The 20614-nt window shown below is 70.4% G+C and carries 22 protein-coding genes; 14 read left to right on the top strand and 8 right to left on the bottom strand.

Annotated features, from left to right (window positions below; all coding sequences use genetic code 11):
• The 5 genes from VHU88_08300 to VHU88_08280 form a co-directional block, all read left to right on the top strand.
• Positions 1-233, top strand: a 233-nt coding sequence (locus VHU88_08300; protein HEX3611670.1) for a DUF222 domain-containing protein, incomplete at its 5' end; no start/stop codon positions are given.
• A 160-nt stretch (positions 234-393) separates the two neighbouring features.
• Positions 394-654, top strand: a complete 261-nt coding sequence (locus tag VHU88_08295) for an HNH endonuclease signature motif containing protein (GenBank protein HEX3611669.1) — start codon at positions 394-396, stop codon at positions 652-654.
• A gap of 198 nt (positions 655-852) precedes the next feature.
• Positions 853-2367, top strand: a complete 1515-nt coding sequence (locus VHU88_08290) for a CHAD domain-containing protein (GenBank protein HEX3611668.1) — start codon at positions 853-855, stop codon at positions 2365-2367.
• Entirely contained in the window at positions 2364-3140 is a 777-nt protein-coding gene (locus VHU88_08285; GenBank protein HEX3611667.1) for a ParA family protein, read from the top strand. The genes VHU88_08290 and VHU88_08285 overlap by 4 nt, the downstream gene beginning before the upstream one ends.
• Positions 3141-3170: 30 nt before the next feature.
• Complete coding sequence (locus VHU88_08280) at positions 3171-3770, top strand: hypothetical protein (protein ID HEX3611666.1); 600 nt, start codon at positions 3171-3173, stop codon at positions 3768-3770.
• A gap of 2 nt (positions 3771-3772) precedes the next feature.
• On the opposite strand, the gene VHU88_08275 is transcribed toward VHU88_08280, so the two are convergent.
• Both VHU88_08275 and VHU88_08270 read right to left on the bottom strand, forming a co-directional pair.
• Positions 3773-5299 (bottom strand): putative glycoside hydrolase, encoded by a 1527-nt coding sequence (locus VHU88_08275; protein ID HEX3611665.1) that lies wholly within the window; start codon positions 5297-5299, stop codon positions 3773-3775.
• Positions 5300-5433: 134 nt separating this feature from the next.
• Positions 5434-6588 carry a 2'-deoxycytidine 5'-triphosphate deaminase gene (locus VHU88_08270; GenBank protein ID HEX3611664.1) on the bottom strand — a complete coding sequence of 385 codons (1155 nt, stop codon included), beginning with the start codon at positions 6586-6588 and terminating at the stop codon, positions 5434-5436.
• Between the two features lie 22 nt (positions 6589-6610).
• Between VHU88_08270 and VHU88_08265 the strand changes: the two genes are divergently transcribed.
• Genes VHU88_08265 through VHU88_08250 form a run of 4 tightly spaced genes read left to right on the top strand, consistent with a single transcriptional unit; the run spans position 6611 to position 9584 of the window.
• Entirely contained in the window at positions 6611-7114 is a 504-nt protein-coding gene (locus tag VHU88_08265; protein HEX3611663.1) for an O-acetyl-ADP-ribose deacetylase, read from the top strand.
• Positions 7115-7139: 25 nt separating this feature from the next.
• Positions 7140-7868: a dienelactone hydrolase family protein gene (locus tag VHU88_08260; protein ID HEX3611662.1), complete on the top strand. Its 729-nt coding sequence runs from the start codon at positions 7140-7142 to the stop codon at positions 7866-7868.
• On the top strand, positions 7868-8770 hold the full coding sequence (locus VHU88_08255; protein HEX3611661.1) for an ABC transporter ATP-binding protein: 903 nt from the start codon (positions 7868-7870) through the stop codon (positions 8768-8770). The genes VHU88_08260 and VHU88_08255 overlap by 1 nt, the downstream gene beginning before the upstream one ends.
• A gap of 13 nt (positions 8771-8783) precedes the next feature.
• Complete coding sequence (locus tag VHU88_08250; protein HEX3611660.1) at positions 8784-9584, top strand: ABC transporter permease; 801 nt, start codon at positions 8784-8786, stop codon at positions 9582-9584.
• A gap of 7 nt (positions 9585-9591) precedes the next feature.
• Here the strand turns inward: VHU88_08250 and VHU88_08245 are convergent, their stop codons facing one another.
• From VHU88_08245 to VHU88_08230, 4 genes are all read right to left on the bottom strand, one after another.
• Entirely contained in the window at positions 9592-10701 is a 1110-nt protein-coding gene (locus VHU88_08245) for an NDMA-dependent alcohol dehydrogenase (GenBank protein ID HEX3611659.1), read from the bottom strand.
• A gap of 101 nt (positions 10702-10802) precedes the next feature.
• Positions 10803-11483, bottom strand: a complete 681-nt coding sequence (locus VHU88_08240; protein HEX3611658.1) for a hypothetical protein — start codon at positions 11481-11483, stop codon at positions 10803-10805.
• Positions 11484-11643: 160 nt separating this feature from the next.
• Entirely contained in the window at positions 11644-12189 is a 546-nt protein-coding gene (locus VHU88_08235) for a TIGR03086 family metal-binding protein (protein HEX3611657.1), read from the bottom strand.
• Between the two features lie 66 nt (positions 12190-12255).
• Complete coding sequence (locus VHU88_08230) at positions 12256-12939, bottom strand: L,D-transpeptidase (protein HEX3611656.1); 684 nt, start codon at positions 12937-12939, stop codon at positions 12256-12258.
• A 148-nt stretch (positions 12940-13087) separates the two neighbouring features.
• Between VHU88_08230 and VHU88_08225 the strand changes: the two genes are divergently transcribed.
• A complete protein-coding gene (locus tag VHU88_08225; GenBank protein HEX3611655.1) occupies positions 13088-13957 on the top strand; it encodes an SGNH/GDSL hydrolase family protein in 870 nt (289 codons plus the stop codon).
• 22 nt (positions 13958-13979) lie between these two features.
• Here VHU88_08225 and VHU88_08220 read toward each other — a convergent pair whose 3' ends face one another.
• Positions 13980-15161 (bottom strand): hypothetical protein, encoded by a 1182-nt coding sequence (locus tag VHU88_08220; GenBank protein ID HEX3611654.1) that lies wholly within the window; start codon positions 15159-15161, stop codon positions 13980-13982.
• A 121-nt stretch (positions 15162-15282) separates the two neighbouring features.
• On the opposite strand from VHU88_08220, the gene VHU88_08215 reads away from it, so the two are divergent.
• Entirely contained in the window at positions 15283-16098 is an 816-nt protein-coding gene (locus tag VHU88_08215; GenBank protein ID HEX3611653.1) for an SGNH/GDSL hydrolase family protein, read from the top strand.
• Here VHU88_08215 and VHU88_08210 read toward each other — a convergent pair.
• Positions 16083-17258 (bottom strand): alpha/beta hydrolase-fold protein, encoded by a 1176-nt coding sequence (locus VHU88_08210; protein ID HEX3611652.1) that lies wholly within the window; start codon positions 17256-17258, stop codon positions 16083-16085. The two genes, VHU88_08215 and VHU88_08210, sit on opposite strands and share 16 nt — an antisense overlap.
• A gap of 211 nt (positions 17259-17469) precedes the next feature.
• Here VHU88_08210 and VHU88_08205 point away from each other — a divergent pair, with 211 nt between their 5' ends.
• The 3 genes from VHU88_08205 (at position 17470) to VHU88_08195 (ending at position 20450) form a co-directional block, all read left to right on the top strand.
• Entirely contained in the window at positions 17470-18657 is a 1188-nt protein-coding gene (locus VHU88_08205) for an alpha/beta hydrolase-fold protein (GenBank protein ID HEX3611651.1), read from the top strand.
• Positions 18658-18742: 85 nt separating this feature from the next.
• A complete protein-coding gene (locus VHU88_08200; GenBank protein ID HEX3611650.1) occupies positions 18743-19744 on the top strand; it encodes an NYN domain-containing protein in 1002 nt (333 codons plus the stop codon).
• Between the two features lie 31 nt (positions 19745-19775).
• Positions 19776-20450 carry a rhomboid-like protein gene (locus tag VHU88_08195; GenBank protein HEX3611649.1) on the top strand — a complete coding sequence of 225 codons (675 nt, stop codon included), beginning with the start codon at positions 19776-19778 and terminating at the stop codon, positions 20448-20450.
• Positions 20451-20614 lie beyond the last annotated feature (164 nt).

The following is a 20614-nucleotide window of genomic DNA, read 5'->3' as shown; positions in this document are numbered from 1 at the left end:
AGGGGCTGACCCCGGCCAACCTGCGCCGGGCCACCCGCCGCGCCGTGGCCCGCGTCGACGCGGACGCTGTTGCCAAGCGCCGTGCCAAGGCCATCGCGCAACGCTCGGTGAAGATGTGGGAGATCGGGGACGGCATGTCCGGCCTGGAGGCCATCCTGCCCACCCCGGTCGCCGAGGCCGCGTGGGCGGTCATCGACGCCACCGCGCACCAGGCGATGGTCCCCAGGGGATGAGCGCGGCATCGACGCCGTCCGTGCCGACGCGCTGGTCGACTATCTGCTTCCCGCCGACCTGGCCCCCCGGATCAGCTACCAGATCCAGGTCATCTCCACCGACCCCGACCTGAACGCCGACCCCACCCGCCGCCTCCCTACCGCGGCCCAAGCCCACTACGTGAAAGCCCGTGACCAGCATTGCGTGCACCCCGGTTGCCGGGCCACCCGCACCGAGCACGACCACACCATCGCCCACACCGGCGGCGGCCCGACCCTGACCAAGAACCTCGCACTGCGCTGCCCGAAACACCACCGTCTCAAGCACCTGCCCGGCTGGTCAGCCACCCAGGACCCCGACGGCACCCTGACCCTGACCACACCGTCCGGACGTACCTACCGAACCCGGCCCCCCGACCCCCCCCGACCCCGACGGCATTGACCCACCCACCGAGCGAGTTCTCCCGCCGCTTCCTGCGATCCCGACGCCCAACGAGAGCCCACCGTTCTGATCAGGTCGGCCCGCCGCCGGGGCTCGTGGCCTGGTCGACATCGGACGGCCGTGGTTCGCCGGGCCATCCGTTCTGTTCATCTTGAGGTTGTACGGTGGCGCCCTCCTGGATGAACGTGAGGTGACCGGTTGGCGACTGAGTTCTCGACTGACGCCGCGTCAGTCCAGGACGCGCCGGCCCTCGTAGCCGAGTCCGCGGCCGCACGAATCGTCGAGTCCGAGGCCGAACGCCGGGTCTGGCTCGACACGTACGACTGGAGCCTGTTCCGCGCCGGGCTGCTGCTCGAGCAGCGCACCCGCGGCGCCGACGCCACCCTGGTGCTCTCCGACCTGGCGGGCAACCCGGTGGGCCGCACGCCCGTCGGAAAGCGTCCGGTCTCCGAGCGCAGCCTGCCTGCCGGACCGATCGCCGACCGCGTGCTGCCGCTGACCGGGATCCGCGCCCTGTTGCCGCGGTTGGCCGCGGAGGGCCCGACGTCGCTTCTCGCCGTCCTGGACGTCGAGGAGAAGACCGTCGTACGGATCGCGGTCGACGGCCCGTTCGTCGCAGACGGCGTCGTCGACGCGGCCGTCACCCGCGTGCGGGTCGAACCGCTGCGCGGCTACGACCCCGACGCCACCCGGGTCGCGAAGCTGCTGGCAGCCACACCCGGCCTGATACCGGCCGGCAGTACGTTGTTCGCGTCGTTGGCCGTCGCCGGCGGTCTGAAGCCGGGCGCGTTCCGATCCAAGCCGGACTCCAAGTTCGCCGCTGACACCCCGGCCGGCGCCGCCTTCGCCGACACACTGGGGCAACTGCTGGGGATCGTCCGCGACAACCTCGACGGCACGCTGCGCGAGCTCGACACCGAGTTCCTGCACGACCTGCGGGTGGCGGTGCGGCGCGCCCGGTCCGTTCTTAAGGCATCCCAGGGCGTCGTCACCGAGGAGTGGCGGGGGCACTGGAGCGGGGAGTTGAAATGGCTCGGCGACGCTACTTCGACTCCCCGTGACCTCGATGTGCAGTTGCTGGATTTCGGCCCCGGCCTGTCCACCGAGGAGTTGGCGAACGTCGAGCCGTTCCGGTCGTTGCTGGAACGCTGGTGCCGACGCTCGCACAGCCAGTTGAACCGAGCACTGCGCTCGCAGCGATTCACCGATCTGTTGTCCGGATGGGAGCGCGACCTTGCCAGGCCCGGACTCGGCCCGACCACAGCCGTCCCGGTCGGTCGGGTGGCCCGCGATCTCCTCTCCCGCACCTGGGCCAAGGTCGGCAAGATGGGCGGCGCGATCACCCCCGACTCGCCCGCGGAGAATCTGCACGACCTGCGCAAGCGCTGCAAGGAATTGCGTTACCTGCTCGAGTTCTTCGCCTGCCTCTACGACGCGCGCACCTACAAGGCACTGATCGACGAGCTCAAGGTGCTGCAGGACAACCTCGGCGGTTTCCAGGACTTCGAGGCGCAATGGTTCCTGGTGCGCGACTGCGCCACCGAACTGCGCGGCACCAAGGCTTCCATCGAGTGCCTGCTCACGATGGGGGCGATGGGCCGCGATCTGAGGCACCGTCAGGATGCCGCACGCGAGGACTTCGCGGCACGGTGGGCGACCTTCCACGGCCAGGACAACCGGAAGCGCTTCGCGGACATGGTGGCCACGCAGTGAAGGTGATCGCCGCGTACAGCATCAAGGGCGGCGTCGGGAAGACCACCGCCGCCACGAACCTCTCGTGGCTCAGTGCCGCCGAGGGCCGCCGCACCTTGCTGTGGGACCTGGACCCGCAAGGCGGGGCGACGTTCCTTTTCCGGGTGCAGCCCAAGGTCAAGGGCGGGGCCAAAGCGCTCATGCGCGGTGGCAAGGAGGTCGCCGACGCGATCAAGGCCAGCGACTTCCCGAACCTCGACATCCTCCCGGCCGACTCCTCCTACCGGTACCTGGACCTCTTCCTGGACGAGCAGAAGCGGCCCACCAAGCGCTTGGGCATCCTGATCGACCGCCTGGCAGAGGAGTACGACCTGGTGGTGATGGACTGTGCGCCGAGCGTCTCGCTGATCTCGGAGAACATCGTCCGGGCGGCCGACCTCGTGGTCGCCCCGGTACTGCCCTCGCCGTTGTCGTTGCGGACGCTGGACCAGTTGGCCGCCTTCGCCGACGAAACCCCCGGGCGAACCCCGCCGATCCTCGCCTTCCTCTCGATGGTCGACATGCGTCGGCGAATGCATCGCGAGATGTCCGAGCACGTCCCGGACAAGCGGATCGAGATGGCCCGAACCGCGATCCCGGCAGCGGCCGTGGTGGAGCAGATGGGGACCCACCGCGCCCCGGTCGTGCAGTGGGCGCCGCGCAGCAGCGCCGCCCGGGCCTACGCGGCCTTGTGGCGCGAGGTGTCCGACCGCGTCAAGTCCGGGAAGCACGGCGCGCCGTACCAAGGTCACTGACCGCCCGGCGCCGGCGGCTACGGTGCCTAGATGATGATGATCTCGGCGCCGGTGCAGGTGTATGTCTCCGACGCAGCTGACTGGTGGGTCCGGGCCGGCAGCTTTGCCGCGGTGGCCGCGGTGGTCGTGGCGCTGTTCGTGTCCCGCCGCACCTTTGTTCACAATCGGAAGTTGATCCGCGAGCAGTGGGAGCTGGACAAGAAGACCCAGACCTACGAGGAGGTGCTGGCGCAGTGCACTCGGATCATGCAGCTCATGGAGCCGCACCCGCAGGAGCTCGCTGATCCGGAACTGCGACGGGCCGGCAAGGACCGGGTGCCCGAGCTCTACCGCGCGCTGCGGACGGATCCCGCGGTCTGTGCGATGCGGGTCCGGGTCGGTCTGCACGGAACGGACGGCGACGGGACCAACGAGGTGGCGACCCGACTGCGAGCGTTCCTCGCGACGCTGCCGGATTCCTGGGCCCGGGTCTGGGAGTGCACGGACTCCGGCGGCTTCGAGAAAGCCATGCGCGACACCAACGCGGCCTTCGCGAGGCTGGAGGAGCGGATCCGCCGCGAGTTGCACCTGCCGCGCCTGCCGGAGCCGATCCCCGCGGAGGCGCCCGCCGAGAGTCCGGCCCTGGTCTGACGTCAGCTCTTCGGCGTGGCCGGGGGCGGGGTGGTCGGCGTCGTCGCAGGCGGGGTGGGCTTCGGCGTGGGGGTCGTGGTCTTGGGCGGCGTGGCCGGGGGCGTGGTGGTCTTCGGCGGCGTGGGCTTCTTCGTGGTCACCGGCTTGGTGGTGACCGGCTTCGTCACCGGCTTGGTGGTGACCACTGGTTTGGGCGGCGCGACCGGCGGCGCGCTCGGCAACGGTTCGACGTCGACGCCGGTGGTCCTCAGGTTCGCCGCGGTGTCCGGGCGGTCGGTGAGCGCGACCTGCTCGGCGCGGGTCTTGTCGGTGGTCCCGACCGAGTAGGAGCCGGCCTTGGCCGAGGAGTAGATCAGTTGGCCCGGCGCGTCCGCGGTCGCGCTCGCGCTGTTCGGGGCCAGGTCGATCGACTGGTAGGTGCCGTCGGGGCTCGACAGCATCCAGGAGTTGATGCCGGCGTCGCCGGCGCCCGTGATCTCTTGGGCGACCTGCGTCGCGTCGTAGGTCGGGGCGCCCTGCAACCAGGGGACCAACACGGCGTTCGTGCCGAGCAGCGCGGTGTTCCAGTCCTTCAGCGCGCGGGCCACGATCGTCAGCGGGGCGGAGTTCGGCGTGGTCACGTCGTAGGCGTTGTCCGCATAGGTCGACGGGAAGATCTGCGGCGCCAACCAGTCGACATTCGCAGCCAGCTTCGCGACGTTCTGGCCCAGCGTGCTCGGGTCGAGGACGCTGGTGCCGGCGACCGCGGCGGCGACATGCCCGCCGACGGCGTCCACGGCCTTGCGGGCGGTGCCGAGGAACTGGGCGAGTTCGTCCTGGGCGTCCGTGGTGCCCAGCCCGGGCAGGACCACACCAGTCGAAGCCGGGGTCTGCACGTAGTCGAACATCACGTCGTCGAACCCGGCTGCGGTCGCCTCCTTGGCCAGGTCGATCGCGAAGTTCTGCACGTCCGCGCTGGCCAGGTTCGGGACGTCCGCAGTGGGTGCGGCGGCCGGGTGGAACGGCTGGCCGGCACTGTCCTGCGCGACCCAGTCGTGGTGCCCGTTGTCCCAGGCCCAGGCGGCCAACGTCGGGTCCTGGAAGGCGACCAGGCGGCCGACCACGCGCACGCCCAGCGCGTGCAACTGGGTGGCGACTGTCTTGGGGTCGTAGTAGTCGTGGATGTCGCCGACCTGCTTGGCCAACGGCACGGTCGAGGAGTAGTTGACCGTTCCGGTCTCGTCGCGGATGTCCAGCACGACGGTGTCGATCTGGTGGGTCGAGATCATCTGCAGGACGGCGTCATGGACGGCCGGCGTGGCCCACTGCGCGCCGGTCAGGTGCACGGCACGCATGGCGATCGGCCCGGAGGCCATTGCGGGCGCCGGGGCCGCGGCGGCGGAGGTGTCGGCGGCGACGGGCGCCGGGGCGCTGTCCCGGCCGCGCGACACACCCACGGCCGGCGGGTACACCGCGGCGGTGACCATTACCGCGAGGAACACCACGCCGGCACCGACGACGCCCTTGCGCGCCACGTCCTTGGTCGTCATAGCTGAAAAGATTCATCATCCGGGCATTGATCGCGACGGAATTGGACCGACCATGGCGGGCTCGGGAATCAGGGTTTTGGAACTGTTGCGATTGCGCGACGACATGTCGTACATAGCCCTCGCGCCGCGTTCGGTCAGCCCGAGGAGGGCATCCGGAAGTGCTTGCCGAGGGTCTCGGTCTGGCGCTGGTAGTTCGACCCGATTCCTTGCCCGTAAAGGTGCGACGGCTCGGCCAGCATCCGCTCGAAGGTGAGTTTGCAGACCCGCTGCCGGTGCTCGATCATGAACGGCACGTCGTGGGCCCGCACCTCGAGCGCGGCGGTCGAACCGAGGAATGCATCCGACGGGTCGTAGCCGAATCCCGGGTCGAAGAATCCGGCGTAATGGGTGCGCAATTCGCCACTGGTCGGGTCGTAGGCGGTCATTTCCGCCGCCAGTCGCGGCGGTACCCGCACGGCCTCGCGCGACATCAGCAGGTAGAAGTCCTTCGGCGTCAGGATCAATCGGTCACGGTCGGAGTGCGGCACGTTCTCCCAGTACGCGGCCGGGTCGGCCACGCCGATCTGGGTGAGGTCGAGCAGCGGTGCGCTGTGGCGGGCGCGGTAACCGACCGAGCGCCCACGGCCGCGCAGGTCAAGGCCGAGGAACAGGCCGTCGGCCAGCGCCAGGTCGGCGTCCGCGACCGGGGCGCCGTCGGAGAACAGGATCGGCTCGGCGCGGTGGAACTCGCGCAGTTCGTCGTCGGACAACTCGGCGCGACCGACCGAGAGCCGCATCTGGTTCAGCGACAGGTCCTCGCGGACCCGCACCGGGAACGACAACGGCACGACCTCCAGGTACAGCCCGCCGTTGTAGCCGGCGTCGATCTCGTCGAACCGCGAACTGTTGTCGGTGATGACCCGGGTGAACACGTCGGCGCGGCCGGTGGAGCTCTTCGGGTTCGCCTTGCCGCGCATGTTCGCGGGCAGCGCCAGGCGCTCCTTGAGCGGGATCAGATACGGTCGGCCGGTCTCCAGCACCGCGCCGCCGCGGTGCAGGTCGAGTTCGTCGACGATGAAGTCCTTCATCCTCATCTCGACGCTGTGCTGCATCGGCAGGAAGCTGCACTGGATGCGGTACGCGACCTCGCCGAGCCGCAGGTCGAGGCTGGCCGGTTGGATGTTCGAACGCGGGATCTTGAACTGGCCCGCGTCGATTACTCCGGCGGCCACGGCCGCCGAGAGCAGGTGATCAGGCAGGACGCCGTCGCCGGTCGGAAGGGTCAACGCCGGGCTGGATTCGAAGGACACGCTTGATCCTACGATCTGTGCCGTGGTCGAGATCGAGGTCGTCATCGGCGACATCACGCACGAGCGTGTCGACGCGATCGTCAACGCCGCCAACTCCGGCTTGCGCGGCGGCGGCGGGGTCGACGGGGCGATTCACCGCGCCGCGGGACCGGAACTCGCGCACGCCGCGGGCGCGTTGGCGCCGTGCGCCCCCGGCGACGCCAAGGCCACGCCGGGCTTCGGCCTCGACCCACCGGTCCGCCACGTGATCCACACCGTCGGCCCGGTGTGGCACGGCGGGACGAGCGGCGAGCCAGAGGTGCTGGCTTCCTGTTACCGGCGGTCGTTGGAGATCGCCGACCAACTGGGCGCGACCAGCATCGCCTTCCCGGCGATCTCGACCGGTGTCTACGGTTACCCATCGGGGGCAGCAGCACGGGTGGCGGTTGCGGCGATCCGGGAGGCAACGACTCGAGTTCGCCGGATCCGTCTGGTGGCCTACAGCGAGACGACAGCCGGCTACCTGCATGACGCCTTGGCCGAGTAGCCGAGGCCGACCGAAGGGGGAAGCGATGGGGCTGGTCAGTCGTGAGATTCCGTACCTTGACGGGGACACCGCGCTCACCGGTCAACTGTGGCTCGACGAGAGCCGGTCGGACCGCCGGCCGGGGTTGCTGCTGGTCCACGGCGCGGGGGGACTCGATGCGCACATCGCCGACCAGGCCGCTCGCTACGTCGACCTCGGGTTCGTGGTCTTCGCGCCGGACATGTTCGGCCCGGGTGCAGCCGGCGACCGGGCGAAAGCGCTCGGGGCCATCGGAGCGCTGCGGGCGGACCCCGACGCCCTGGTGGCCCGCGCTCGGGCCGGCCTGGACCAGTTGGTCGCCCTCCCGGAGACCGACGGTCGGCACGCCGCCCTCGGGTTCTGCTTCGGCGGGCTCACGGTGATCACGATGGCGCGCGCCGGGTTGCCGCTGGCCGGGGTCGTCAGCATGCACGGCGCGTTGGCCACCGCGCGGCCGGCGGCGCCGGACTCGATGACCGTCCCGGTGCTCGCCTGCCACGGCGCGGACGACCCGCACGTCCCGATGCCGGATGTGGTGGCGTTCGTGGCGGAGATGCAGGCGGCCGGCGCGGACTGGCAGCTGAACGCGTACGGCGGCGCGGTGCACGGGTTCACCCACCGCGTCGTGCCGGCGGTCGCCCCCGGAATCGCCTACCACGAGCCGACCGACAGGAGGTCGTTCGCGGCCGCCCGGCTGTTCCTGGACGAGGTCCTGAACCGAGTGGCGGTCGGCTGATGACGGGTCCGGCAGCAGTCCGCCTGGTCGGGGTGCACAAGAATTTCGGTTCGGTGCAGGCGGTGCGGGGGATCGACCTGACGGTGCCCTCCGGTCAGGTGATGGCGTTCCTCGGCCCGAACGGTGCGGGCAAGACGACCACGATCGACATGATCCTCGGGCTGGCCAAACCGTCGGCCGGCAGCGTGGAGGTCTACGGCACCACTCCCGGGCACGCAGTGCGCAAGGGGATGGTCGCGGCGGTGATGCAGACCGGCGGCCTGCTGCGCGACCTGACCGTGGCCGAGACCGTCGAGTACACCGCGTCGCTGTTCCCGGCGACCCGTCCGGTCGACGAGGTGCTCGAACGGGCCGGCATCAGCGGGATCCGCGGCCGGCTGGTCGGCAAGTGCTCCGGCGGTGAGCAACAGCGGCTGCGCTTCGCGATGGCGCTGCTGCCGGACCCGGCGCTGCTGATCCTCGACGAGCCCACCCAGGGCATGGACGTGGAAGGCCGCCGCGAGTTCTGGCGGGCGATCCGGACCGACGCGCAGCGCGGCCGCACGATCATGTTCGCGACCCACTACCTGGAGGAGGCCGACGACTACGCCGACCGCGTCGTGCTGCTGCGGCGCGGCGAGATCGTCGCCGACGGCACCTCGGCCCAGGTCAAGTCCCGCGCTGCCGGCCGGGTCGTGCGCGCGACGTTGCCCGGCGCGCAGGAGGCCGTGCTGCGCGCGCTGCCCGGGGTCACCGCCGTCGACATCCGCGGTGACCTGGTCGTGCTGACCGCCACCGACAGCGACCTGGTGGCACGCCACCTGCTCAACAACACTGCCGCTCGCGATCTGGAGATCAACGCGGCCGGCCTGGAGGACGCATTCGTGGCGTTGACCGCCGACACCCCGGAGGCTGTCGCATGAGCATGGCTGCCGCATGAACACCGAAGCCCTGGACGTCAGCGCAGCACTCGCCCGGCCCGAGTCGCGGTTCGGCGGGTTCAATCCGACCGTGGTCCGCATCGAGGTCACTCGACTGCTGCGCAACAAGCGGACCCTGGTCTTCACGGTGGTCCTGCCACCGATCTGGTTCCTGGTGTTCGGCCTCAACTCCGCCTACGCGGACCTGCCGCACGGCCGGGGTAACGAGTCGGCGTCGGTGATGATCTCGATGGCGCTCTACGGCGCCGTGCTCGCGTGCACCAGCGGCGGGGCGATGGTCTCCCTCGAACGTTCCGCGGGTTGGAGCCGCCAGTTACGGGTGACGCCGATGGTCCCGGCGGCCTACATCGCGGTGAAGATGGTCACCTCGCTGGTGCTCGGCGGGGCCTCGGTGCTCATCGTCTACATCGTCGGCGTGGTCACGCACAAGCCGCACATGCCCACCTGGGTCTGGATCGTCACGGCGCTGATCGCGTGGGTCGGCGCCTTGGTGTTCAGCGCGCTGGGGCTGTTCATCGGCTACCTGCTGCCGTCGGAGAACGTCATGCAGATCATCGGGTTCCTGCTGATGTTGTGCAGTTTCGGCGGCGGGCTGTTCATCCCGCTGAGCCAGTTCTCCCATGTGATGCGCGAGATTGCCGCCTTCACCCCGCTGTACGGGCTCAACGGCCTCGTCCACGCTCCGTTGGGGGATGGCGGCTTCGACTGGGTCTGGCCGGTGAACCTGATCTGCTGGTTGGTGGTCTTCACCGGCGGTGCCGCGTGGCGCTTCTCCGGCGACACCGCCCGGGTCTGAGGCTGAGTCAGCTGTAGCGGATGAGGCCCCGAATGTTCCGGCCGGCCTTCATGTCGTCGTAGCCGGTGTTGACCTCCTCGAGCGAGTACTCCCGCGTGATCAGCTCGTCGAGCTTGAGCTGCCCGACGCGGTAGAGCTCGAGCAGTCTCGGAATGTCGTGCTGGGCGTTGGACGAGCCGAACAGTGAGCCGCGGATCTGCTTCTCGTAGAGCGTCAGCTCGAACAGGTTCGCCGAGATCGACATCTCGTCCGGGTGCCCGATCGCGGTGACAACCACGCGGCCCCGCTTGCCCACCAGGCCGAGCGCCGGGCCGATGTAGGAACCCTCGGCCACGTCGGTGGTGATGATGCAGGCATCCGCGTACTGACCCCGCGTCAGTTCCGCCACGATCGTCCACGCCTCGTCGGCGTCGGCGGCGACGTGGGTGGCACCGAATTCCTGCGCGGCCTCGCGCTTGAACTCGATCGGGTCGATCGCCACGATGTATCGGGCCCCGGCGATCCGGGCGCCCTGCACCGCGTTGGCACCGATGCCGCCGACGCCCATGACGACCACCGTGTCGCCGGCCTTCACCTCGGCCGTCCGCACGACGCTGCCGTAACCGGTGGTGACCCCGCACCCGACGAGTGCGGCCTTGTCCAACGGGATGTCGTCGTCGATCTTCACGACCGAGGCCACCGGCACCACCGTGTACTCCGAGAACGTGCCGAGCAGACACATCTGCCCGACCTCCTCGCCGCGGGCGTGGAACCGATAGGTGCCATCGAGCTGCGGCCCGAGGACCACCGCCGCGCCGGAGTCGCACAGGTTCGTCATCCCGCGCGCGCAGTACGCGCACCGACCGCAGGCGGGCAGGAAGCTCAGCACCACGTGGTCGCCGACCGCGACGTCGGTCACGCCCGGGCCGACCTCGACCACGACCCCGGCACCCTCGTGGCCGCCGACGACCGGGAACGGGATCGGGATGTCACCGGTGACGAGGTGCTCGTCGGAGTGGCACAGGCCGCTCGCGGCGAGCTTGACCAGCACCTCGGCGGCCTTGGGCGGGTCGAGGTCGATCTCCTCGACCTCCCACTTCTGCTCCAGCCCCCACAGGACCGCGGCCTTGGTCTTCATCGGATCTCCCCTTCCTCGCACAGTGCGGACATGGCCGCGCTCCCAGGGGCGTTGCAGCGGCTTTGCCGGGCAGGCTACGCCTCGCCCGTTGCTGCCTCGGATCAGTGCCCGACGCCGCTGGTGATCCGGCCCACCAAGCCGCTGTTCTGCTCGGTGAACCACACGGTGCCGCTGCCGACCGGCCCGGCGGTTATCCCCTGCGGCTTCGCGCCGGTGGTGAGCGGGAATTCGGTCACCTTGCCGCTGGTGGTGATCATTCCGATCTTGTCGGCACCGGGTTCGGTGAACCACAAGTTCTTGTCCGGTCCGGTGACGATTTCCGTCGGGTTGCTGCAGTTGGTGATGCCGGAGGCGAACTCCGTCGCGGAGCCATAGGGCGTGATCCGGGCGATCCGGTCGACGTTGAGGGCGGGGGGTGAAAAACATCCGTTGCCGAGGGCGCCCGTCCCGCTCTCGGCGACCCACATGTTGCCGTCCGGTCCCATCGTGACTCCGAACGGAGCGGTGGAGATAGCTGCCTCCCCGTCGCCAAGGCTGGATCCGCCGGACAACGTCACCCCATGGGCTACGTGCCCGGAATGGTCGACGGAGCCCACTTGGCCGAGCTCGGTGAACCAGACCGAACCGTAGGGCCGGCAGAGATTCCCGTCGGTGCGCTGATGTCGCGGGCCTTGAATTCGGTGACCACCCCTGGGGCCGACGCGGCCTGGGACGGGGCGGCGGCGGTGATCAGGGCGGCCGCGGTGGCGAATGCCAGCGCGCCACGGCTCGGCATGGCTCATTCGGCGGAACTCGTCCGAAGGTGGTGCGGAACGCGCCCGGGTGACGCTGCGGATGTCAATCGCACTCGGCGTCAGCCCGCCTGACGCAGCGTCACATGGGCGGCGCCCCGGGTCTCCCGCTTCTGCCCCGGCCCCCACAGGACCGCAGCTTTCGTGCGCGTCAGACCTTCCGTCCGCAGAAGGCCATCAGCTGGATCACCGCGTCGGCACCGGGCGGCGGCTCCACCTTGGGCCCGAACACCCCGGGTCGGCGGATCATCGCGTCCATCGGCTTCAGCCCCTCCAGGGCGTGCGCGGCGAATTCGGCATCGACGTTCTCGTCGCCGCCGGTGGCCCGGGCCAGGTCCCAGGTGTGGACGAGGATGTCCATGCAGGCAAATCGCCCGACGAGGACGTCGAACGGCATCGGGCCCGTCGGCCCGGCGATCTCCTTGCCGGCCCGCTCCGGGTCGGCCAGGACCCCCTCGACCGCGGCGCGCGCCTTGGCCCACTCGCCCGCGACGTCCTGCACCTGCGCGCTGACGTGCTCGACGCCGTTCATGCTGTCGACGACGGCCCGCGCATTGCCGATCACGTGATCCATGATCTGGAGCGCGGTCCAGTCATCGCACGGCGAGGAATTGCTCCAAGCCCCCGCGGGCACGGCCGCGACCCGCGCGGACAGACCGTCGGAGACGAGGCGGTAACGCTCGAGAACTGCAGACATTCGAGACCCCCAGGGTAGGTCCGTGATGGCGTGACGGGGGCAGGCTACGCCTCGTCGCCGCGGGGGTTACGCGCCGGTAGCTCCGGTGCCGTGATCCGGTTCGACGGTGACCAGCGGCGAGGTGTAGGTCACCTGGCCGGCGGCGTCGCGGGATCCGTGCTTGTCGCCGGACCGGTAGACGACCACCTTGTCACCGACGCGCACCAGCTCGAAAAGTGCGGCGCTCTGCTTCTTGTCGCGCGTCTCGATGCAACCGTGCGAGGACACGTCGTAGCCGTTGTGCGCGAACTCCGGGGAGTAGTGCACGGCCTCGCCGCGGGAGAAGAACAGCGAGTACGGCATGGGCAGGCCGGGGTACAGCGACGAGACGTGCTTGCGGTCCTTCCAGTAGATCCCGAACGCGCCCTCCCGGGTCGGGTGCGACGGCGCCCCGAGCCGGATCGTCAGGTTCATCCGCACCACACCGTCGACCACCAGCCAGAGCTGTTGCGTGGTCTCCTCGACGCAGACGACCCGGCCGGTCCGGCAGCGCGGGTCGAGCGGGGGCGCCTGGGGCACCGCGGTGCCCGGGCCCCCGGCCGGCGCGGCGGTCGGGGGCGCGGTCGGGGCCGGCGGCGCAGCGTTCGGCGTCGGGGATGCCGCGGGGCCGGGCGGGATCGGCAGGTCGATGGCGGAGGCCAGGCCCGGGCGCAGCACGGTCGCCAGGACGAGCGCGCCCAGCGCAAGGCCGGCGGTACGGCACGCACCCATGCGAACAGGTCCCTCCCAGGCGTTCCGAGACGGATCCAACCATCCCGACGGGACGTCAGGCCAGTCGTGTGACGCCTGGGACGGCGCGTGTTGCTCGCTTGGGTGGGCCAACCAGCTTTCCGGGGCAAGTCGTCGCAGAATTGGACCCATGGACCGGTCGGGGCACGGTGCGCCGCACGGCGGCGCCCGACACCGGGGGAGCCGGGTGCGGTTCACCAGGCGGGGCCGCTTCGTCTTCGGGGGCCTCGCCTCGCTGGCCCTGCTGCTGGTGGCGTTCCTGCCCGGGCGTGGGGCGTTCTCGAGCACCGGCACCTTCGGCCTCGGCGAGGACACCTCCTCGACGGTCCGGGTCGTCGCGTTCGGCGACTCGGTGCCCGCCGGGTACGCGTGCGACTGCCAGGCATTCCCGCCGATGTACGCGGACCTCATCCACCGCACGTCCGGTCGCCAGACGGTCTGGACCAACTACGCGGTGTCCGGCCTGGTCGCCGACGGCGTGCTGGCGCAACTGCAGCAGCCGGCCGTCGCCGATTCGGTCCGCCGGGCCGGGGTGGTGCTGGTCATGGTGGGCGCCAACGACTTCGTGGCGCCGTTCCAGCAGCTGGGCAACAACCCGAAGCCGACGACCCAGTTCGCCGCCACGGGCGCGAACCTGAAGTCGACGATGGTCTCGGTGATCGGCCGGGTCCGCCAGCTGGCCGGCCCGAAGGTCCGGGTCGTGGTGCTCGGGTACTGGAACGTGCTGGAGGACGGCAAAGCCGCAGCGCACGACTACACCTCGGTCCAGCGCGCGGCGACCCTGGCGGCCACCAAGGTCGCCAACAACGCCCTGTGGGCGGCAGCGACCTCCGGGGGCGCGACATACGTCCCGACCGTCCAACTGTTCCGCGGCGCCGGCGACAACCGCGACCCGAGCGCGCTGCTTGCCGCCGACGGCGACCACCCGAACGTGGCCGGCCACCGCGCCATCGCCCAGGCCCTGGCGGCCGCCGTCCCGATTGAGCCGTCAGCAGGGTGAAACCACCGAACCGGCCGGGGCGTCAGTCGCGCGGCAGCATGCTCGCGACCAGCGCCGACCAGGTCAGCGGGATCGCCCCGAGACCTTCGCCGGTCTCGATGTTCCAGTACTCGGCGAAGCGGGTGTGCTCGACCGCGGCCATCGACACCGCGGCGATCTGCTCGGCGATGTCGGCGCGACCGCAGCGCTGTGCGGTCAGCCGCGCCAGGTAGTTCATCTGCATCCAGGCCCCGCCGCGCCAGTAGCCGCCCGGGTCGCAGGTCGGGTGGTCACGGGCAACGACCGCCACGCCGAACGGGGCGGCGAAGCGGTTCGGGTCGGCCAACTGCCCCACCGCGGCGGCCGCCCGCTCGGTGTCGGCTGTGACCAGTGCCGGCAGCACGCCGTCCAGGGTCGGGACGTGGCAGTCCTCGCCGCCGCCGACCAGCGGCACGTCGGACCACAGCCCGGTCTGCGGGTTCCACATCCGGGCATCGATCGCCGCGGCCAGCTCGGTGGCGCGGTCCGCCCACAATGTGTCGCCGCTCAGCGCGGCGTACTCCCGCGCGGCGTGCGCGGTGAGCGCGTTGAAGCCGGACGGGGCGGCCGCGAACACCTGCGAGCCGACGGCCTCCCCGTCGGCGTCGAACTCCGTCTGCATGACCAGCCACAGGTCCAACCGGGTGAACGACTCCCGCGTCCACACGACGTCCCGCCAATCGGCGAAGCCCAGGAACGCGGCGGCCCAGGAGTCCCAGCGCGGACAGTCGTCGACCCCGGTCTCCCAGGGGTGCACGACGAACAGCAGGCCGTCCGAGGTGCGACGCCGGGTCCACAGCCATTCCAGGTGCCGACGAATGCGGTCCAGCAGGTCGGCGGAGATGTGCTGCGTCCGCGACAGGACCCGCGCGGCGTGCGCGTGGATCGGCGGCTGGGTGTAGGAGGAGACGTCGGTCCGCGGGCCGCGCCCGCCGCCGATCCCGGCGTAGCGGATGTGGGGCACGAAGCCGTCCGGGAACTGCGCCGACATCGCGTTTGTCAGCTCTCGCAGCCCGCGGTCGGGACGGTCGACGGCCTCCCAGCAGATCGCGGCGAAGCAGGAGTCCCACAGCCACTGGTGCGGGTACGTGGACAGGTTCGGGTAGGTGTGGCCGCGTTCGGAGTCCCAATGCGACTCCAGCAGAGCCACCGCTCCGGCGCGGATCTCCTCCGGTGTCTGCGTCACTTCCGTCCTCCCCGCACCTCGCCGACACAGGCACGTTACTGATCGAGGGCACAGTAGAGTCGCGCTCGCTGGTAGCCCGCGGCGGTCGCCCGACCCCTTGCGCGCTGCGAGCCCGTCGGGGGTGGAGGAGATCGCGCCGAGAGTCCGGGTGGCCGGCGCCCTCGCGCTGGTCGGCGCCCTCACCCTGACTGCCTGCGGCAGCAGCGATTCGGCCACGAGCGCGTCGGTCCTGCTGACACCGATCCCGACTGTCGCGCACAAGGCCGGTAAGGGCGCGAGCGTGGTCGCGTTCGGCGACTCCGTGCCGGCCGGCGGCGGCGGGTGCGAGTGCGGAGACTTCGTCCAGGACTACGCGGACCTGATCACCGACCGGACCGGCAAGACCTCGACCGTCGACAACTTCGCGGTCGGTGGCACGACCAGCAGCGACGTCGTCGACCTGCTCGCGACCACGCAGGCCCAGGCCGCGATCAAGTCCGCCACGATCGTGCTGATCATGACCGGCGCCAACGACTACGACGACGCCTTCGACGAGGCGAGCATCGGGATCGACCCGTCGCAGGTCTACCCGGCCGTCGCCACGGTCGTGCAGGACAACGTGACCAACGCGATCGGCAAGATCAAGAAACTGAACTCCAAGGCCCACGTGGTGGTGCTCGACTACTGGGCCGCCGAGGAGGACGGCGCGGTCGCCCGCTCCGAGTACGACAGCACCACGATGGCGGCCTCGATCTCCTGCACGGACTCGGTGAACAATGCGCTGAGCCTGGCGGCGAAGGCGTCGAGCGCCAAGTACATCTCGACACTGACCGCGTTCAAGGGTCCGAGCGGCACCAACGACGACACCAACCTGCTCGGCGCTGACGGTGACCACCCCGACGCCACCGGCCACCAGGTGATCGCACGGGCGATCTACGCCGTCTACCCCAAGGGCTGACGCAGCGGGTGATGCTGCAGTTGGCCCTCCAGCCAGGGCATGATCTTCGGGAACTCGGCTCGCCAGGTGTCGAAGTTGTGCCCGCCGCTGTCGAGCACGACCTCCTGGGCCGCCATCGGCGAGTGGACCTTGGCCAGGAACTGCTGGGCGGCCGCGTAACCGCTCTCGAAGCGCTCCTCCTTGGAGCAGGCGACCAGCACCGAGGCGGGCGGCGGCTTGTGGTGCTCGAGCAGCCACATCAGGTCGTTGGCGTTCTTCGTCGCGGTACTGCCGCCGAACAGGTCGCCGCTGTTGAGTCCCGGGTCAGGCGCGTAGTACCCGGACATGGAGGCGCCGCCGGCGAACCGGTCCGGGCGGAGCATGGCCAATTTCAGCGCGCAGTAGCCGCCGGTCGAATAACCGGCGGCGGCCAACCCGGTCACGTGCAGGTGCAGTTCCGTGGCCGCGGTGTCCGGGACGGTGTCCGCCATCCGGCTGAAGGTCGGCGGCCCGGAGGGCACGTCGGTGCACTCGGTGTCGCGCGGGAACGGCAGGACCGGGCGGGTGATCAGCAGGACCGTCGGCTGGTAGGTCCCGGCCTTGATCCCGGCCAGCAACGCGTCGGCGGCCTTCATCTTGTTGATCACGGTGTCGGGGGTGCCCGGGTAGCCGGTGAGCATCTCGAGCATCGGCATCGTGGCCGCGCCCGGCCCACCGCTGAACCACGAGGGCGGCAGCCAGGCCAGTACCTCGTCGTCGGGTCCGCCCGGACCGTCCGGCACCTTCAGGTGCACCACGGCCCCGCGGGTCGGCCAGTCGGCCTTCCTCGACCAGTCGGTGGGGGAGAGCCCGGCTGCGATCGAGGTGGCCGCAGCTGCGGGCAGGTCGCCGGAACCGCCGTACGGCAGGTTGGTCGCGCCCGGTTCCACGGCGGCCGCGCCGAACGACGCGGTGGTGCCGGACCCGGCGTGCACGGCGCCGAACAGGTCGGCCCAGGTCGGGTAGAAGTCGCCGTAGTCGTTGGCCATGGCCCCGATCAGCGCGACGGCGCACAACTGTGCGGTGGCGACCAGCGCGAGGCGTCGCAGCCGGTGTCGGAAGACCGGGTGCAGGGCGGCACCGAGGATCGCGAGCGTCACCACGGTGAGCACGACCAGCAGCGGCGTGCCGGTCAGCGACATCGGCGGAGCCTACCCGTGCCGGGGCGGCACTCTTGCGTGGCGATCACCTCCGCAGAGATATCACCCGCTTCACCGGGTAAGCACACAGTTGTCCGCCAATTGGCTCTGAGCTGACCACACGGCATTTCCGCGCCTGTAATCTGCGGGCCAGGAGTTCTTCGGGCGCTGTAGTTGTCCAGGCGCTGTGCCCCGGAGCGAGGAGTGCGCACCCGTGGCCCTGACCGGTGTGACTGTGCTGCTCGTGATCGCGCTGCTGGCGGTCACGGCGCCTTTCGCATGCCTGTGGGCCTGGTCGCGAGTCCCCGGCGGGCGCTGGCGCGGGGGCAGCCTGCGCTTCGGGCTGGTCGCCGTCTGCCAGGTCACGACCGTGGCGCTGGTCGGCGTCGTCGTCAACGACGCGGGGGGCTTCTACAGCAGCTGGTCCGACCTGCTGGGCACCTCCCCTTCCGCCCCGCTGACCCAGGCGACCGCGCACTTCGGCGCGGGTGCGGAGACCGAGACGGCGTTCGTCTCGGCCGCCTCGCCGACCGCCGACGTCCAACCGGCCTCGATCCCGGCAGCGGCGGCGAGCTGGAAGACGAGTACCTGGTCCAAGCGGGCCGATTGGCCGACCAAGGGCGCCGTGGTCAACACGACCTTCAAGGGCCCGACCACCGGGCTGTCCGAGCCTGCGATGGTCTATCTGCCACCGGCCTACTTCCACACCGGCCAGGCGGCCCGCTCGATCCCGGTCGTCGAGGTGTTCACGGGCTTCCCGGGCGTCGAGCACAACCTGGTCTCCCGGCTGCGCTACCCGGACCAGGTGCTGTCGGGCGTCCAGAAGGGCACCGCCGGACCGATGGTGCTGGTGATGCTCCAGCCGGCACCCAGCTTCCCCTGGGACACCGAGTGCACGAACGTGCCGCACGGGCCCCAGACGATGAACTACTTCACGAACGACGTCCCGGCGCTGGTCACCTCGATGTTCGAGCTGCAGCCCACCGGCTGGGGCACGATGGGCGACTCCACCGGCGGCTACTGCGCGGCCAAGGTGCAGGCGATGGACCCGGCGCGGTTCACCGCGGCGGTCTCCCTGTCCGGCTACACCGAGCCGGCCACCGACTACACGACTCGCGGCATCTTCTCCGGCAACCAGAACCTGCGCGACCAGAACGACCTCCTGTGGCGTCTCCAGCACCTGCCACCGCCACCGGTATCGCTCTTGGTGGCCACCGCCCGCGACGAGCACGGCACCGACGGGTACACCACCGCGCTGAAGTGGCTGCACGCCGTAAAGGCCCCGATGGAGGCCGACGAGCTGGCGTTGCCGCACGGCGGTCACAACTTCCGCAGCTGGAACCGCGAGATCCCGTTCGCGCTGACCTGGATCAGCGCGCACCTGCCGCAGCCCAAGGCCTGACACAGCTCGGGTCGTTCGTTCGGCCCACGGCGGTGGGCCCGTTGAGCCGATTCATGAACGCCTGCGGCTTGCGGACACTTGGCCCGTGACGTCCTATTGCAGCCTGTTCGTCGACGCCGGGTATCTGATGGCCGCCGCCTCAACCCGCGTGACCGGCACGTCGCTGCGCGGCGCGACCGACATGGACGTCCCCGGTCTGCTGGGCGACCTGACCGCCCAGGTGCAGGCCGACAGCGGCCTGCCGCTGCTGCGGATCCACTGGTACGACGCCGGCACCCGGACCGGCGCGCCGTCGCCGGTCCAGCGCGAGATCGCCAAGCTGCCGCGGGTCAAGCTGCGGCTGGGCCGCTCCGGCTACAACGGTGAGCAGAAGGGCGTCGACCTCAAACTCGCCCTGGACCTGATCGGGCAGTCGCGCAACGGCGTGGCCGAGGTGGTCTACCTGATCTCCGGCGACGACGACCTGTCCGAGGCCGTCGAGGCCGCGCAGGACCTCGGCGTCCAGGTGATCGCGCTGGTCGTGCCCGACGAGGCCGACTCGGCGATCGCCGTCAGCCAGCACCTGCAGATGACCGTGGACCGGATGGAGTTCATCGCCGCCGGTTCGATCGAAGCGCGGGTTCGGCGGTGCTCCTCCGCGAGCTACGACCTGGCCAACTCCCCGCCCTCGCTGGCGCTCGTGCCGGACCTGACGGGCGACTCGGAAGCCGGCACCCGCACGGCGGACCGGCCGACACCGCTGCTCGTGTCCCAGGCACGGCCGCTCGCGGCGATCCGCCCGGTGCCCTCGGTCCGGTCCGTCCCGGCCTATGTCAGCTCCTCGAACGGCTACTACCTGAACTCGCTGGCCGACTCGGTCGTCGACGAGGCCATCTCCTACGTGGTCGAGAAGGTCGTGCAGAACCTGTTCCGCGGGGCGCCGGAGGAGTCGCGGGCCGATCTGCTCAAGGGCCGGCCCTTCATTCCGCCTGAGGTCGACCGCACCCTGCTCACCGACCTGTCGAACAAGCTCGGCATCTACGACCTGCCGCAGGAACCGCGATTCGCGCTGCGCGACGCGTTCTGGAGTGCCGTCGCCAAGCAGTGAGCCGGTAGCTTCCCGACATGGGTGACCGCGGGTGAGGCTGCGCCGCGCCCGCCCGGCCCGGCCGCCGGGGCGCCGGTGGTGGACCGGACGCGACGTCGGCCTGGCCTACTCCGGCATCGTCGCGGCCACCGCGCTGACGCTGGCCGTGCTGCCGGACGGCGTGCACCAGCGGTTCGTGCAGCGCGCCAGCACCAACCTCGACAACCTGGCACACCACCCGCTGTTCTCACTGGTCGCCAGCGTGTTCGTGGTGTCGACGGCGTGGAGCCTCTACCAACTCCCGTTCCTGGTGCTGGCATACGGTGCAGCGCAGCGCTGGGTCGGCCGCCGGGCCACGATCGCGGTGGCGGTCTTGGGGCACGTCGGCTCGACGCTGATCGTCGCGGCCGTGCTGCACGAGGCAGTCGTGCACGGCCATGAGGACCCGAACATCGCGCACGTGATCGACGTAGGCGTCAGCTACGCCGGGGTGTGCCTGGGGGCGTTCGTGGTCTCCCGGGTGCCGCGCCTGCTGCGCCCGGCCTACGCGCTGGGACTGGTCGGATACTTCGCCGGACCGGTGCTGACCGAGCACACCTTCACCAGCCTCGGGCACACCTGTTCACTCGTCCTCGGATTCGGCGCCGCCCGACTGGTGTCGCGGCGGCGGGGCCGGGATACGTTGGCGGGATCCGAGTCGGAGTCCTTGGAGGTTGGCCGTGACTGACCAGAATGTCGCCCTGGATGCCCTGCTGCACGAGGCGCGCCGGTTCGATCCGCCGGCTGGGTTCGCGGCTGGGGCGAATGCTCAGCCGGGGATTTATGCCGAGGCTACTGATCGGTTGGCGTTCTGGGAGGACGCGGCGCGTGCGTTGAGTTGGGATCGGGCGT

The organism is Sporichthyaceae bacterium, from assembly GCA_036269075.1.
In the GTDB taxonomy this organism is placed as follows: domain Bacteria; phylum Actinomycetota; class Actinomycetes; order Sporichthyales; family Sporichthyaceae; genus DASQPJ01.
The sequence above is the reverse complement of the archived record's forward strand: the minus strand, read 5'-3'. Positions and strand labels throughout refer to the sequence as shown.